This is a genomic window from Velazquezella soli, assembly GCF_977018685.1.
Genome location: NZ_CDRNXF010000004.1, coordinates 266,265 through 281,169, shown reverse-complemented (window position 1 = coordinate 281,169; position 14,905 = coordinate 266,265). Strand labels below are relative to the sequence as shown.

The following is a 14,905-nucleotide window of genomic DNA, read 5'->3' as shown; positions in this document are numbered from 1 at the left end:
CAGCCATCAGGTGTCGAAGAATTCCTTCATCCGGGCAAAGAAGCCCGTCGATTCCGGATTGTTCTCCTTGGACGAGATGTCCTCGAACTCCTGCAGCAGCTCGCGCTGGCGCTTGGTCAGCTTCTGCGGCGTCTCGATCTGGATCTGAATGTAGAGGTCACCCGTCTGTGAAGACCGCAACACCGGCATTCCCTTGCCCTTAAGGCGGAACTGCTTGCCGGCCTGTGTGCCCTCAGGAACGGTCACACGTGACTTCGATCCATCCAGCGTCCCGACATCGAACGTGCCGCCAAGCGCTGCCGTCGTCATGGAGATCGGCACGGCGCAGTAGAGATCGGCGCCATCACGCTGGAAGAACTCGTGCGGTCGGACCGACAGGAAGATGTAGAGATCCCCGGTTGGGCCACCGCGCGCACCGGCTTCGCCTTCGCCCTGCAGGCGAATGCGCGTGCCGTCTTCGATGCCCGATGGAATGTTTACGGACAGCGAACGCTCTTCGGTGACGCGACCCTGGCCGTGGCACTTGGTGCACGGATCGGTGATGGTCTGTCCGCGGCCATGACAGGTCGGGCAGGTCCGTTCGACCGAGAAGAAGCCCTGGGATGCACGGACGCGCCCGGACCCCTGGCAGGTGCCGCAGGTCTTCGGCTGGGTGCCAGGCTTGGCGCCCGAACCCGAACAGACATCACAGGTGATCGAGGACGGAACCCGGATCTGCGCCGTCTTCCCGGCATAGGCCTCGTCGAGGGTGATCTCCATATTGTAGCGAAGATCGGCGCCACGTTCGCGACCGCCGGACGACCGGCGCGCACGGCCGCCACCCATCATGTCGCCGAAAATGTCTTCGAAAATGTCGGAGAAGCCACCTGCTCCCGCGCCGCCGGAGAAGCCGCCACCGCCGCCGCCCATGCCACCCTGTTCGAAGGCAGCGTGGCCGAAGCGATCATAGGCCGCGCGCTTCTGGGGATCCTTCAGCGTCTCGTAAGCTTCGCCGATTTCCTTGAATTTCTTCTCAGCTTCCGCATCGCCGGGGTTCTTGTCGGGATGGTATTTCATCGCAAGCTTACGGAAGGCGCTCTTCAGCTCCTTCTCGTCAGCGGATTTGCCGACACCCAGCGTTTCGTAAAAATCTGCTTTAGCCATAAGCGGTAACCGGCTCCAGAAAGGGTTCCGGCTGCACGATGGCAGCCGGATATCTTAGTCGACTATCTAGCGGTATCCGTCAACGGAACCAGACTTAGGCCGACTTCTTGTCGTCCTTGATTTCCTCGTAGTCGGCATCGACGACACCGTCGTCCTTGCCGGCTTCGGCAGCGCCACCATCAGCCTGCTGGGCCTCATAGATGGCCTGACCAAGCTTCATGGATGTTTCCATGAGGGTCTGGGTCTTCGCCTGGATGTCATCTGCATCAGGCTCGGGAGCCTCGACAGAAGCCTTGAGCGCGGCAATGGCATCCTCGATCGCCTTGCGGTCGGTCTCGGTTACCTTGTCGCCATATTCAGCCAGCGACTTCTCGCTGGAATGAATGAGGCTTTCGGCCTGGTTCTTCGCTTCCACACCGGCACGACGCTTCTTGTCGGTTTCGGCGTTCGCCTCGGCGTCCTTGACCATCTTCTCAATGTCGGCGTCGGACAGACCACCAGATGCCTGGATGCGGATCTGCTGTTCCTTGCCGGTACCCTTGTCCTTGGCCGAAACCTGGACAATGCCGTTGGCGTCGATGTCGAACGTGACTTCGATCTGCGGCATGCCGCGCGGAGCCGGCGGCAGACCGACGAGGTCGAACTGACCAAGCAGCTTGTTGTCCTGCGCCATTTCACGCTCGCCCTGCGAAACGCGGATCGTCACGGCCGACTGGTTATCGTCGGCGGTCGAGAAGGTCTGCGACTTCTTCGTCGGGATCGTCGTGTTGCGGTCGATCAGGCGGGTAAAGACGCCACCGAGCGTTTCGATGCCGAGCGACAGCGGGGTCACGTCGAGAAGGAGAACGTCCTTGACGTCGCCCTGCAGAACGCCGCCCTGGATCGCGGCGCCCATGGCAACCACTTCATCCGGGTTGACGCCCTTGTGCGGCTCCTTGCCGAACAGCTGCTTGACGACTTCCTGTACCTTCGGCATGCGGCTCATGCCGCCGACCAGAACGACTTCGTCGATTTCAGCGGCAGTCACGCCGGCATCCTTCAAGGCTGCCTTGCACGGTGCGACAGTGCGCTGGACGAGATCGTCGACCAGGCTTTCGAACTTCGAGCGGGTCAGCTTCAAGGTCAGGTGCTTCGGACCGGAAGCATCGGCCGTGATGAACGGCAGGTTGATTTCGGTCTGCTGCGACGACGACAGTTCGATCTTTGCCTTCTCGGATGCTTCCTTGAGGCGCTGCAGAGCGAGCTTGTCGTTCTTCAGGTCGATGCCGTTTTCCTTCTTGAACTCGTTTGCGAGATATTCGACGAGACGCATGTCGAAGTCTTCACCACCGAGGAAGGTGTCGCCGTTGGTCGACTTCACTTCGAAGACGCCATCGCCGATTTCGAGAACCGAGATATCGAACGTGCCGCCGCCCAAGTCGTAAACGGCAATCGTCTTGCCTTCCTTCTTGTCGAGGCCGTAGGCAAGTGCTGCAGCCGTCGGCTCGTTGATGATGCGCAGAACTTCAAGACCCGAAATGCGGCCGGCATCCTTGGTTGCCTGGCGCTGGGCATCGTTGAAGTATGCGGGAACCGTGATGACGGCCTGCGTGACCTTCTCGCCGAGATAGGCTTCTGCGGTTTCCTTCATCTTCTGAAGGATCATCGCGGAGATCTGGGCCGGAGAGTAGGCCTTGTCCTGGGCCTTCACCCAAGCGTCGCCGTTGTCGCCCTTGACGATATCAAAGGGTACGAGGCCCTTGTCCTTCTCAACGGTCGGGTCTTCGTAGCGGCGGCCGATAAGGCGCTTCACTGCGAAGAGCGTGTTGGTTGGGTTGGTTACAGCCTGGCGCTTGGCCGGCTGACCGACGAGACGTTCGCCGTCGTCAGAAAATGCGACCATGGACGGCGTCGTGCGCGCGCCTTCCGCATTCTCGATGACTTTGGAATCCTTGCCGTCCATGATGGCGACGCAGGAGTTGGTAGTGCCAAGGTCGATGCCAATTACTTTTGCCATATCTTCTCTCTCCTTTAAGCGAACTGTCGGAACCCCGTGAAAGGCATTCCTTTGACAGTTCCTCGACTGGGAATTTTCGCAGCACCGGCTGCTGTCATGCGGGGTATATAAGGACGGGTTTTTCGGACTGCAAGGCGGGAATTCGCCTGCATTCACGCAAAAAAATGCAATTTGCCTTCTGTCTTTCTAACGGCCTACTGGCCCATGAGAATATCGTAAAGCGTCGTTCGACGTGTTTCCTGCGGCTGGTAGACCTGTCCGACGTCAGATGGCGGCATCGGGCGGCCGCCGACATCGCCGGGCGGCACCGGTGCCTGGCTATCGTAAGGGGCACGATATTCGCGGTAATCCCTGTATTCTCCGGGTTGCGCACGGTTGGCAGAACCGCCTTCGCGATACTGTCGCGGCGGCGGTCTGTTGTCATAAACCGTCCCGGTGTTGCAGACCGCGTTGTCACCATAGGCGCAATCGGGCTGGCCCGGTGGGGCAGGCTGGACTTGCTGGCGCGTTGCGGGCGGAGGCCTGCGCGCCGGCTGTTCAAGAGAGGCTTCTCCACGAGGTGCCGCCTGTTGGACCGGCGCACGCGGAGCTGGCGGAAAATTGTCGGGCGCAGGCGCTTCACGCTGATCGCTCGCCCCCGGTACGATGCCGGAAATGATGTCGCCAATCGATGTCGATGGCGATTGTTCTTCCTCAACGGGCGGTGGCAGCTGAAGGCCGCTGTTGAAACCGAACAGTGGCGTCGGGGTATAGCCCTTCATTGCCACCGTCATGTATTCCTTCCAGGCTTTTGCCGGCAGGCCGCCACCTGTCACCTTTTTCATGAAGGCGCCGTCGTCGTTGCCGAACCAGATCCCTGTCGTCATGATGCTGGTATAACCGACGAACAGCGCATCGCGGAACGACTGGGTCGTCCCGGACTTGCCGGCAACCTGCCAGCCGTCGAGGCGCGCGGCCCGTCCGGTGCCGTCACGGACGACGCCCGACATCATGCTGTTCATGGCAGCGGCAACCGGCGCGCTGAGAACACGCGGCGGGTTGGTGTAGTCGGCCTCATAAAGAACCTTGCCGTCCGTATCCGCGATCCGCTTCACGATATAAGGCGTCGCCTTGTAGCCGCCGTTCATGAAGGCCGCATAGGATGAGGTGAGTTCCGTCAGCGAGACTTCCGATGTCCCGAGCGCGATCGAGGCGTTCGGCTGGATGTCGGAATCGACGCCGAGCCGATGCGCCATCGACACGACCTTTTCAGGCCCCACCGCCATCACCAGTTGGGCGGCGACGGTGTTGAGCGAATGGGCCATCGCATAGGAAAGCGGAACCGGCCCCTTGTATTCCTTCTCGTAATTCTCCGGCGTCCAGTTGCCGATGCGGACAGGCGCGTCGTTGACAATCGTGTCCGGATTGTAGCCCGCTTCGAGAGCCGAGGCATAGACGAACGGCTTGAACGCCGACCCCGGCTGGCGCTTGGCCTTGACGGCCCGGTTGAACTGGCTCTGCGCATAATCGCGGCCGCCCACCATTGCGCGGATTGCGCCAGTCGCATCGACCGAAACAAGCGCCGCCTGCGAGGCGTTCAGCTTGCCGCCTTCCTTGGTCAGCACATCTTTCAAAGCCTTTTCGGCGGCTTCCTCGAGACGCAGATCGACGGTGGTCTCGACGACGACATCGACCTTCGGCTCCCCGATCAGACGCTTGACCTCATCGACCACCATATCTGCGGCGTAGTGCTGGGCGCCGTTCCAGGAGCTCTTGGCGTTGGAAGGCGGCTGCGCCATCGCGGTCTTGAGGTCGCTGTCAGTGATGTAGCCTTCTTCTCGCATCGTGCCGAGAACGACCTGTGCCCTCTCTTCGGCCGCTTTCGGATCTCTGGCAGGCGAAAGCCGCGAGGGCGCCTTCAAGAGACCCGCAAGCGTTGCCGCCTCGCCGAGGTTGACGTCCCGTGCCGACTTGTTGAAGTAGCGACGCGAAGCGGCCTCTACACCATAGGCGTTCGCGCCGAAGTACACCCGGTTGAGGTACATCGCCAGGATCTGGTCCTTGGTGAATTTCGTCTCCAGCCAGAAGGACAAGAGCACTTCCTGGATCTTGCGCTCGAACGTGCGGTCCGGGGATAGGAACAGGTTCTTGGCAAGCTGCTGGGTGATCGTCGAACCGCCCTGGATCGGCTGGCCTGTCAGATTGTTGACGAAGGCGCGCGCCAGACCCAGCGGATCGACGCCGAAATGGGAATAGAAGCGCCGGTCCTCGATCGACATGACGGCCTGGGGTAGATAAGGCGACATGTCTTCCAGCGCCAGCGCCTCGCCACCAGTCGTGCCGCGGTTGGCGATGACCGACCCATCGGTCGCGGTGATCTTCATGTTTGGCGGACGGTCTGGAATGGTCCAGCTGCTGGCAGACGGCATCTGCGCGCCGTAGTAGAGAACAAGTCCACCGATGCCGATCGCTGCCCAGATCGACAGGACGACGCACCAGTAAACCAGTCGTTTCAGGGGCGCGAAGAAGCCACCATTGTCGCCACCGCGATTTGACGATGCCTTGCGCGAAGACCTGTCGCGGTCGTTGGACGGGTCGGACTGCTTGCGTGTCTTGCGGGGCGGGAGATCGTCGTACTCGTCATCGGCCTTCTGCGCACGCCGGGTGGAGCGTCCATTGCCAATGATGCGGTCGTCCGCGTCGAGACGGAAGTCATCTTTGTCCTGCGATCCGCCAAAAGACGGTTCGACGCGTTTGTCCGATTTTCTGGCTGCCATGATGAGCCGGCATATCCCCGTTACGCGCATCCTGAATGCGCTGTTCTCACAAATTGTCGCCCGAGTTATCTCGCTGCAGTGTAAATGCGGCGATTTAAGGAGATGTAAAATCCGATCGGACGCTATTTAATATGAGTGCCGCCTAAAAAAGGCTGGATTTCTACGTAAAACAGTTGCTTTCTATATACGGTAATTTGCCTGTCGGATCGGTTTGAGTTCCACCTTGGAGGAGGGGAGTGCATGAACAGGATCGTTGAGGCTGTGGTCATCAATGGCGACCGGCGTGTTCCGGTCGGTCTCGTTAGCGTCAAGCAGGCGCTCGAGATGCCACATAACGGTGTCTTTTCCAGCGGCATGTTTGAATTCAGTCATCCGGCCTATGAGGCTGGAAAGACCGATGTGTTTCTGACGCGAGAGGCGCTGACGAAGTTGCAGCTCATGTAGAAGCTCGGTGGCCTTGCCCGCAAACCCGCTACGGCGGCGCTGCATGCCCAGTCGCGTCTTGCGGACGGAACTTCATTCCGGCCCGTGGATTGTCTTCAAAAGGAGATGACCATGGCGAGAAAACCACTCAATGTCGGCTTCACCGGTGATATCGACCCTGAAACGGGCGTCGTTGAAAAAGCAAAATCCACAGCCGCGAAGGTGAAGGACGAAGCGGGAATGGTCGCAGCGCATGCTGTGGATCACCCGGCCGCTACTGCATCCGTTGCCGCATCCATCGGCGTGGCGGCATTTCTACTCGGTTATCTGCTAGGCGTTTCGTCCCGGCCCCACGACAGGCAACGCTGGCTTTGACCCGCGATCCGCGTCCAGCGCTAGCCCTGCCCGATGAGCGGACCGGAACAATCATTGGTTATAGCCGTTTCCTCTAGACCTACCCGGAGACAAAGGAGGCATTCATGCCGAATCGTGACCCATTGCCAACTCCCGGCGTCGAGACTCCCCGTGGTCCCGTGGGGACTGGCGGAGTGCCCGACCGCACGCAGGAAAAGCCGCCGCTGACCCCGACGCAGGATCCGGGGGATACGAAAAACCCGCAGGATCCCACATTGGAGCCGGCTCTGATGCCGACGGGAGACCCGGCAGGCGCTGCCTGATTCGTGGTCCGAAGAAATTGATGATCTACGCCTTCCGGTGACAAGCGCGCCGGGCGGCGTGGCTCGCGATAAGGGTGTGGCTATTGTTAATAACCCCCTAAATTGCACCCGTGCGATCTTGTTATTGCTATTCAATTAGTCAGATCTCACACTGCCGGCTGCATCCACTCGTTTCCTTCGCTGAGGTTTGGAGGCTGCAAGCGGATAAGTCTTTTAGCCTGATCGCGGCTCCCAGGGGTATGGGGAGGAGCCTCGCCATCCGCACGTGAGGGGCAAATGCCAAGTCAGCTTATCCGCAAGCCGGTCAGTTCCGGCCAGCTCAACCTATTGCAGCAAGTCTTCGACGAGACCTGCTCCGAGCACCACATCGATAAAAGCAGTCCAGATGCAGAAGCACTGGCGCTCATTCTCGTCAACTCGCTTCAAAAGGGCGCCGACGAAAAAGAGAAACTGGCTGCATTGGCGGAAACTCTCGCCAAGGCGCGGTAGATTCCGGGTCGAACAGACATTCGGGCCATTCAAGGAACATATCCTGTCTTCGAAAGTTGACCGTGCTCTCGATCAACAACAGACAGGAGGCCAAAATGGCAGAATCCGTAAAGAGCCTGAAGCCAACCGAATCCCAGTCGCCATCCTTCGATCATGTGCCGAGCGAAAATTCGGCATTTAATTCCGAGATCGCCAGCCTCAAGTCCGAGATCGCCAATTTGCGTGATCTGTTGGCAGAAAAAGGCAGCGTTGCTTATGACCGCGTTGCAAGCCGCGCGTCCGATGCCGCAAGCTACGTTTCGGAAGAAGCAAATTCCGTGGCCGCCACTGTCCGCGAGCATCCTGCAGCAACCACGACCCTGATCACCCTGATTGGCGGTATCGGCTTTGCGATCGGCTATCTCGTCGCCAACGCGTCCGTCGACAGCAAGCAGGCCTGGTATCAGCGTTACATCAACGACCGCTTCTAAGAATACCTTATCCGTCTAGCCGGCCGAACTATCCGTTCGGCTGGCGCAGTCGATCCAGAAGGCCTTGGTGAGTTCTGCAAGTCGTTCCGGGTCTATCCTGATCGCAGCATTTGTTGCTCCAGCCGCGGGCACGACCTCAGAGTAATCCTTTAGCGAAAGGTCGCAATAGACCTGGAGCTCAGTCGCAAGACCAAACGGGCACACCCCTCCGATCGGATGGCCAGTTGCCGCCATGACCTCATCGCCGGACAGCATACGCGGTTTGGCGCTGAAGACCGACCTGAACTTCTTATTGTCGATGCGACTATTTCCCGACATTACGACCAACAGCATGACATCGCCCGCTCGCAGGCAGATTGTCTTCGCGATCTGGTCAGGATCGACGCCATGCGCGAGTGCTGCAAGCGGAACGGTCGCCGAACTCTGTTCGGTCTCGATGATCTCGATGTCAGGCGCGCGGGTCGCGAAAAAGCTGCGTACGGATTCAAGGCTCATGGATGCAGCATGACCGAAGCGCATCCAGCGGGCAAGTCTCGCGAGGCATGCAATTCTTGCAATGCTGCGGTGCGAAATTACGTCTGTTTTTTGTGCGTTTCCGCTGTATGTTTAAATCATCGACGGACGCACTCCTCCTCCCAGCGTCCCCGATGGGGCCGGCAACACTCCTCCTCCCAGTTGTTGGCCAGTTTCAGAAGCCCGACGCACCTCCTCCCGCGTCGGGCTTTTCTGTTTTCTGAGGGGCTGGAGCGATGAGATATCGGAAGCGCCTGAAGCTCTCGAAAAGGCCCGCAACTCCAAGAACTTGCGTCGATGTAGCGGATGCAGGGCACCACGATCGCGTCTGGATCGATCGATTTGCGCCCGGTCCTGCAGGCTTGACGCCAAAACGGCCAGACCTTAAATCCTCTGCATCGATATTTGTTTGACAAGCCAGCACGTGGCTAAACTGCCCCGCCTGCGACGATCTTTCTTCAAATACGAAACACAAACGCCCCGGGAAATTCCGAACGGGGCAGTCGGTCATTTGCAAGAGAAAGGCATCGTTATGGCGACTGGTACTGTAAAATGGTTCAACGCAACCAAGGGCTACGGCTTCATCACCCCTGACGACGGTGGCAAGGACGTTTTCGTTCACGTCACCGCGGTCGAGCGCGCAGGCCTCGGCCAGCTGCAGGACGGTCAGAAGATCGGCTTCGAACTGACGACCGACCGCCGTTCCGGCAAGGAATCGGCTGACAGTCTCCGCGCCGTCTAAGATACCCGTTTCATTTATTTATGAAGGCCGGTCATCGACCGGCCTTTTTGCGTTCCGACGATGCCTTTCGAGCAAGGCACAGAGCGCCGTTAACCAAATATTAACCAATTAGCGAGACGATGAACATTAGAGCCAATGTCGTCGACGGCGGCTGTTTCGCATTGCATGCCCATAAGAGTGACCACGGATGTACTGGCACTTGTGATTGGGATCAGAAAGGTCGGGCTAGCCCGACCTTTTTCGTTTCGTATGAGTTGGACGTGCATCGGCAAAGGAGCTGTCTGCTGCGCCCCGCCGGTGCCCTCACTTTGCGAGGGCCGTGATGATCCGGACCCAGGACCTGATCCCCTTGTGGTAGGACTTCAGGTCATACTTCTCGTTCGGCGAGTGGATCCGGTCGTCATTGAGTCCGAAGCCGACCAGCAGACTATCCATTCCGAGCATCTTCTGGAAATCGCCAACGATCGGAATGGAGCCGCCCATGCCGATGATGACGGCTGGATTTGCCCATTCGTCCGAAAGTGCACTCTTGGCCTTGGTCAAGGCCGGTGAGTCGTAGGAAAGCTGGATCGCAGGCGAGCCACCATGCGGGTGGAACTCGACGTTGCAGTCCGCCGGGATCTTGGATGTCACATAGGCGCGGAACGCGTCGCGGATCTTGTCCGGGTCCTGCGTGCCGACGAGGCGGAACGAGATCTTTGCCGAAGCCTTGGCTGCAATCACGGTCTTGAAGCCATCGCCGGTATAGCCACCCCAAATCCCGTTGACCTCGCAGGTCGGTCGGGCCCAGGTCATTTCCAGAACCGAACGGCCCTTTTCGCCGGCCGGCTCTGAGAGCCCGATTTCGCCGAGGAACTTTTCGGCCGAGCGACCAAGCGTCTCCCAGCTTGCCTTGATGTTTTCAGGCGTTTCCTCGACGCCGTCGTAGAAACCCTCAAGGGTGATGCGGCCTGTGTCGTCGCGAAGGCCGGCGATGATACCGGTGAGAATGTGGATCGGGTTTGCGGCAGCACCGCCGTAAAGGCCGGAATGCAGGTCGCGATCGGCAGCGGTGACAGTGATTTCTTCGCCGACCAGGCCGCGAAGGGCGGCAGCGATTGCCGGTGTGTCGGTGTCCCACATGCCCGTATCGCAGACCAGGGCGAAGTCGGCCTTGAGCTCTTCGGCATTGGCTTCGAGGAAAGGCTTCAGCGACGGCGAACCGGATTCTTCCTCGCCCTCGAACAGGATGGTGATGCGGATCGGCAGCGCGCCATGCACGTCCTTATAGGCGCGGCAGGCTTCGACGAAGGTCAGCAACTGGCCCTTGTCGTCGGATGTCCCGCGTCCGGTCATGATCTTGCGGCCACCCGGGAGCTCCTTCAGCTTCGGATCGAAGGGATCATCTTCCCAGAGCTCGATCGGATCGACCGGCTGCACGTCGTAGTGACCGTAGAACAGAACGTGCGGCGCATCCGGCGTTGCTCCCGCGTGATGACCGACCACCATCGGATGACCGGGGGTGTCGCGCAATGATGCTTCAAAGCCCAGCGTCGTCAATTCCTCGACAAGCCACTCAGCCGCTTTGCGGCAATCGTCCTTGAAGGCCGGATCAGTCGAAATCGACTTGATGCGCACGAGATCGAACATCCGATCGATGCTGGCGCTGAGGTTCTGATCGGCACGGTCAAGAACGGGAGAAAGTTCGGTCATAACAATATCCTGTGTGTGGATGCTCGGCGCCGCTGTAGACGTGGCTTGCGACGCTCGTTCCGGAAACTAGCAAGCCTTTATGTCACCGTACAATGGAAAAGGCTGATTGGTGCAGGACAACTAGCGGGCAGTAACGTCGACTGCAACCTTGCACTGACAAGTCTCTGGCGCCCCCTAGAGCTTGCGGGCGTTCTCCAAAATCATCCGCATGTATTCGATCATCAGGTCACGCTCGAATCGCTTGAACCCGGAAAACAGGGCCGCGTCGGCCTCCGCTGCCGCCTCCACCGCACGGGCCTCCAGGCTGCGGCCAAGCGCCGTCAGGGTAATGATCTTTGCCCGCTTGTCGTCAGGATGGGGGATGCGCTCGATGAGACCGTCGCGCTGCATCCGCGCGAGCGTATTGGCAACCGTCGCCTGCTCCACCTCGAGCTTGTCCAGGAGTTGCTTCTGGGTAAGGCCATCCTGCTGCCAGAGTTCCAGGAGAACGGGAAACTGGCCCGGGGAAAAGCCGAGGCTGCTTGAGCGCTGTTGCAGGGATCGCGCAAAACCCTTCGCAAGCTGGTTGGCGAGATAGGTTGCGGAATGAGAGCGATCGAATGCCATGGCTTCGGTATCTTGCTTCCCGGTTGAAAGTCCAAACAGACCTTGCCAGGAAGGATATATCGCACGCCGTGCTTTCGCCAACCCTGCGACGCTTCGCTAGATGCTGTGAGCCGCAAACAAAAACCGCCACGACCGGGAGGGGAGCGGTCGTGGCGGCATGATAGAAGAACAAAGGCCCGGAGAGGGGGTTGAGCCTTTGTCCGGTCTGACGCGGCAGGGGGCAAGCCGGGTGCCAGACTGCGGCGTGATCAATCGCCGGTAAGCTTGAAATGTGCGGCGGAATGCGGCTTTTCAAGGGATTGGTCTATTACAAATCGGTAACGTTGCGGTGAGCGATCGGTGGCGCTGCCGGCGAACTTTTCGTGGACGCCGAAGATGCCTCGGGGTATTCCATCCCCATGAAAAAAGGCGATCATCTCTTCCTCATCGACGGCTCCGGTTTCATCTTCCGGGCGTTTCATGCATTGCCCCCGCTCACCCGCAAATCAGACGGGCTGCCGGTGGGCGCCGTGTCGGGGTTCTGCAACATGTTGTGGAAGCTTCTGACCGATGCGCGCGATACGTCTGTCGGCGTCACGCCGACGCATTTCGCCGTCATTTTCGACTATTCCTCGAAGACCTTCCGCAAGGAGATCTACGATGCGTACAAGGCCAACCGGTCCGCGCCGCCGGAAGAGCTCGTTCCGCAGTTCGGTCTGATCCGCCAGGCGACCCGCGCCTTCAACCTGCCCTGCATCGAGACGGAGGGGTTCGAGGCGGATGACATCATTGCCACCTATGCCCGCCAGGCCGAAGCGACCGGCGCCGACGTCACGATCGTGTCCTCCGACAAGGACCTGATGCAGCTGGTGACGCCGATGGTCCACATGTACGACAGCATGAAGGACAAGCAGATCAGCGTGCCCGACGTCGTCGAAAAGTGGGGGGTAGCGCCTGAAAAGATGATCGATCTCCAGGCTCTGGTCGGCGATTCGGTCGACAACGTGCCGGGTATTCCGGGCATCGGGCCGAAGACGGCAGCGCAGCTTTTGGAAGAGTTCGGCGATCTCGAAACACTTCTTTCCCGCGCCGGAGAGATCAAGCAGGTCAAGCGCCGCGAAAGCATCATCGCCTTTGCCGAGCAGGCGCGCCTGTCGAGGCGACTGGTGGAGCTGCGCACCGATGTTCCCCTGGAGCTCGAACTCGACGCGCTGGTCCTCGAACCCCAGAACGGCCCAAAGCTGATCGGCTTCCTCAAGGCCATGAACTTTGGAACGTTGACGCGAAGGGTTGCCACAGCCTGCGACTGCAACGCCGATGAAATCGAAGCGGCGGATGTCGAGGTCGAATGGGACGATGCCGCCCGCGGTCCAGACCTCGATGCGGGCGAGGCGGCGAAGGCCGATACGGGAGAGGCCACAGCTCCGGCGCCCGCCGAGCGAGCGGTTTCGACGGTCGCAAAGGTAACCGGCGAAGCGACGCCAGCCTCCTTTGCCGAAGCTCGTATCGCCGCATTCGGGCAGGCCAAGCTCGATATGGAAAACTACGTCACGATCCGCGATGTGGAAGTGCTTGATGACTGGATCCGCGCGGCGCGCGAGACCGGTTTCGTCGCCTTCGACACGGAGACGAACTCGCTCGACCCGATGCAGGCCGAACTGGTCGGCTTCTCGCTGGCGATCGCCGACAATACCGAAAGCCCGTCCGGTCTCGAAGTCCGCGCCGCCTATGTTCCGCTCACCCACAAGACCGGTGTCGGCGATCTCCTAGGCGGTGGTCTGGCCGAAAACCAGATGGCCAGCCGCGAAGCGCTGGATCGCCTGAAACCGCTGCTGGAAGATCCGACCGTCCTCAAGGTCGCGCAGAACCTCAAGTTCGATTACCTCGTCATGAAGCGGCACGGCATAACCGTCCAGGCCCATGACGATACGATGCTGATGTCCTACGTGCTGGAGGCCGGAAAGGCCAACCACGGCATGGACGCATTGTCCGAACGCTGGCTCAATCATAAGCCGATCGCGTTCAAGGACGTCGCTGGCTCCGGCAAGAGCGGGGTGACGTTCGATTACGTCGATATCGAGAAGGCGACTGCCTATGCGGCCGAGGACGCGGATGTCACGCTGCGTCTCTGGATGGTGCTGAAACCGCAGCTCGCGGCAGCCGGCCTGACACGCGTCTACGAACGGCTCGAGCGACCGCTGGTCTCTGTTCTTGCCGATATGGAAGAACGTGGCATCACTATCGATCGGCAGATCCTGTCGCGCCTTTCCGGCGAGCTTGCGCAGAAGGCGGCGGCCTTCGAAGACGAGATCTATGCGCTCGCCGGCGAGAAATTCACCATCGGCTCTCCCAAGCAGCTCGGCGATATCCTGTTCGGCAAGATGGGCCTGCCCGGCGGCGCCAAGACCAAGACCGGCCAGTGGTCGACTTCGGCAAGCGTGCTGGAGGATCTGGCGGCAACCGGTCATGATTTGCCCCGCAAGATCGTCGACTGGCGCCAGCTGACAAAGCTGAAATCCACCTACACGGATGCGCTTCCGGGTTACGTCCACCCGGAGACCAAGCGCGTCCACACGTCCTATTCGCTGGCGTCGACCACGACCGGGCGTCTTTCCTCGTCGGAACCCAACCTTCAGAACATCCCGGTCCGCAATGCCGAAGGCCGCAAGATCCGCACCGCATTCATCGCGACCCCCGGCCACAAGCTTCTCTCCGCGGATTACAGCCAGATCGAGCTGCGCGTCCTCGCCCACGTCGCCGACATTCCGCAGCTGCGTCAGGCCTTCGCGGATGGCATCGACATTCACTCGATGACCGCATCGGAAATGTTCGGTGTTCCCGTCGAGGGCATGTCGAGTGAGGTCCGTCGCCGCGCGAAGGCGATCAACTTCGGCATCATCTACGGAATTTCCGCTTTTGGTCTTGCCAACCAGCTGTCTATCGATCGCTCGGAAGCAGGCGATTACATCAAGCGGTATTTCGAGCGCTTTCCCGGTATCAAGGACTACATGGAGCAGACGAAGGCCTTTGCCCGTGAGCATGGCTATGTGGAAACGATCTTCGGCCGTCGCTCCCATTATCCCGATATCAAGTCGTCCAACCCGTCGATGCGCGCCTTCAGTGAACGCGCTGCCATCAACGCCCCGATCCAGGGGTCGGCCGCTGATGTCATCCGCCGTGCGATGATCGGGATGGAGCCTGCCCTGAAGAAGGCCGGTCTCGACGAAAAGGTCCGCATGCTGCTGCAGGTGCATGACGAACTGATCTTCGAAGTCGAGGATGCGGCGATCGAAGAAGCGATCCCGCTGATCGTATCGACCATGGAAGAGGCGACAATGCCGGCTGTTTCGATGCGGGTGCCGCTGAAAGTGGACGCGCGCGCCGCCGCGAACTGGGACGAGGCGCACTGATCTGGCTTG

14 protein-coding genes are annotated in these 14,905 nt (G+C 59.9%); 7 read left to right on the top strand and 7 right to left on the bottom strand.

Going from position 1 to position 14,905, the window contains the following annotated elements; translation table 11 throughout:
• Nucleotides 1–6: 6 nt before the first annotated feature.
• The 3 genes from dnaJ to AC0JZ8_RS05015 all read right to left on the bottom strand — a co-directional run bounded on the left by dnaJ (nt 7) and on the right by AC0JZ8_RS05015 (nt 5,895).
• Nucleotides 7–1,143 carry a molecular chaperone DnaJ gene (gene dnaJ / locus AC0JZ8_RS05025; protein ID WP_062454181.1) on the bottom strand — a complete coding sequence of 379 codons (1,137 nt, stop codon included), beginning with the start codon at nt 1,141–1,143 and terminating at the stop codon, nt 7–9.
• A gap of 94 nt (nt 1,144–1,237) precedes the next feature.
• Nucleotides 1,238–3,139, bottom strand: a complete 1,902-nt coding sequence (dnaK, locus tag AC0JZ8_RS05020; protein WP_062578609.1) for a molecular chaperone DnaK — start codon at nt 3,137–3,139, stop codon at nt 1,238–1,240.
• Nucleotides 3,140–3,333: 194 nt separating this feature from the next.
• Nucleotides 3,334–5,895 (bottom strand): transglycosylase domain-containing protein, encoded by a 2,562-nt coding sequence (locus tag AC0JZ8_RS05015; RefSeq protein ID WP_471891954.1) that lies wholly within the window; start codon nt 5,893–5,895, stop codon nt 3,334–3,336.
• 240 nt (nt 5,896–6,135) lie between these two features.
• On the opposite strand from AC0JZ8_RS05015, the gene AC0JZ8_RS05010 reads away from it, so the two are divergent.
• From AC0JZ8_RS05010 to AC0JZ8_RS04990, 5 genes are all read left to right on the top strand, one after another.
• On the top strand, nt 6,136–6,339 hold the full coding sequence (locus AC0JZ8_RS05010; protein ID WP_471891953.1) for a hypothetical protein: 204 nt from the start codon (nt 6,136–6,138) through the stop codon (nt 6,337–6,339).
• A 111-nt stretch (nt 6,340–6,450) separates the two neighbouring features.
• Entirely contained in the window at nt 6,451–6,693 is a 243-nt protein-coding gene (locus AC0JZ8_RS05005) for a hypothetical protein (protein WP_062454177.1), read from the top strand.
• A 104-nt stretch (nt 6,694–6,797) separates the two neighbouring features.
• Nucleotides 6,798–6,995: a hypothetical protein gene (locus AC0JZ8_RS05000; RefSeq protein ID WP_062454176.1), complete on the top strand. Its 198-nt coding sequence runs from the start codon at nt 6,798–6,800 to the stop codon at nt 6,993–6,995.
• A 276-nt stretch (nt 6,996–7,271) separates the two neighbouring features.
• Entirely contained in the window at nt 7,272–7,484 is a 213-nt protein-coding gene (locus AC0JZ8_RS04995) for a hypothetical protein (protein WP_062454175.1), read from the top strand.
• A gap of 95 nt (nt 7,485–7,579) precedes the next feature.
• Nucleotides 7,580–7,954 carry a hypothetical protein gene (locus AC0JZ8_RS04990; protein ID WP_139283901.1) on the top strand — a complete coding sequence of 125 codons (375 nt, stop codon included), beginning with the start codon at nt 7,580–7,582 and terminating at the stop codon, nt 7,952–7,954.
• Nucleotides 7,955–7,969: 15 nt separating this feature from the next.
• Here AC0JZ8_RS04990 and AC0JZ8_RS04985 read toward each other — a convergent pair whose 3' ends face one another.
• The gene (locus AC0JZ8_RS04985; protein WP_471891952.1) at nt 7,970–8,449 is read right to left on the bottom strand and encodes a YbaK/EbsC family protein; all 480 of its coding nucleotides are present in this window, start codon (nt 8,447–8,449) and stop codon (nt 7,970–7,972) included.
• A gap of 550 nt (nt 8,450–8,999) precedes the next feature.
• On the opposite strand from AC0JZ8_RS04985, the gene AC0JZ8_RS04980 reads away from it, so the two are divergent.
• Nucleotides 9,000–9,209 carry a cold-shock protein gene (locus AC0JZ8_RS04980; protein ID WP_062454173.1) on the top strand — a complete coding sequence of 70 codons (210 nt, stop codon included), beginning with the start codon at nt 9,000–9,002 and terminating at the stop codon, nt 9,207–9,209.
• A 303-nt stretch (nt 9,210–9,512) separates the two neighbouring features.
• Here the strand turns inward: AC0JZ8_RS04980 and AC0JZ8_RS04975 are convergent, their stop codons facing one another.
• From AC0JZ8_RS04975 to AC0JZ8_RS04965, 3 genes are all read right to left on the bottom strand, one after another.
• A complete protein-coding gene (locus AC0JZ8_RS04975) occupies nt 9,513–10,901 on the bottom strand; it encodes a dipeptidase (protein WP_092663960.1) in 1,389 nt (462 codons plus the stop codon).
• Nucleotides 10,902–11,075: 174 nt separating this feature from the next.
• Complete coding sequence (locus AC0JZ8_RS04970) at nt 11,076–11,507, bottom strand: MarR family winged helix-turn-helix transcriptional regulator (protein WP_062454171.1); 432 nt, start codon at nt 11,505–11,507, stop codon at nt 11,076–11,078.
• A gap of 248 nt (nt 11,508–11,755) precedes the next feature.
• A complete protein-coding gene (locus AC0JZ8_RS04965) occupies nt 11,756–11,968 on the bottom strand; it encodes a hypothetical protein (RefSeq protein WP_471893408.1) in 213 nt (70 codons plus the stop codon).
• Here AC0JZ8_RS04965 and polA point away from each other — a divergent pair.
• Nucleotides 11,906–14,896, top strand: coding sequence for a DNA polymerase I (gene polA / locus AC0JZ8_RS04960; protein WP_471891951.1), 2,991 nt, complete (start codon nt 11,906–11,908; stop codon nt 14,894–14,896). The two genes, AC0JZ8_RS04965 and polA, sit on opposite strands and share 63 nt — an antisense overlap.
• The last annotated feature ends 9 nt before the right edge of the window (nt 14,897–14,905 follow it).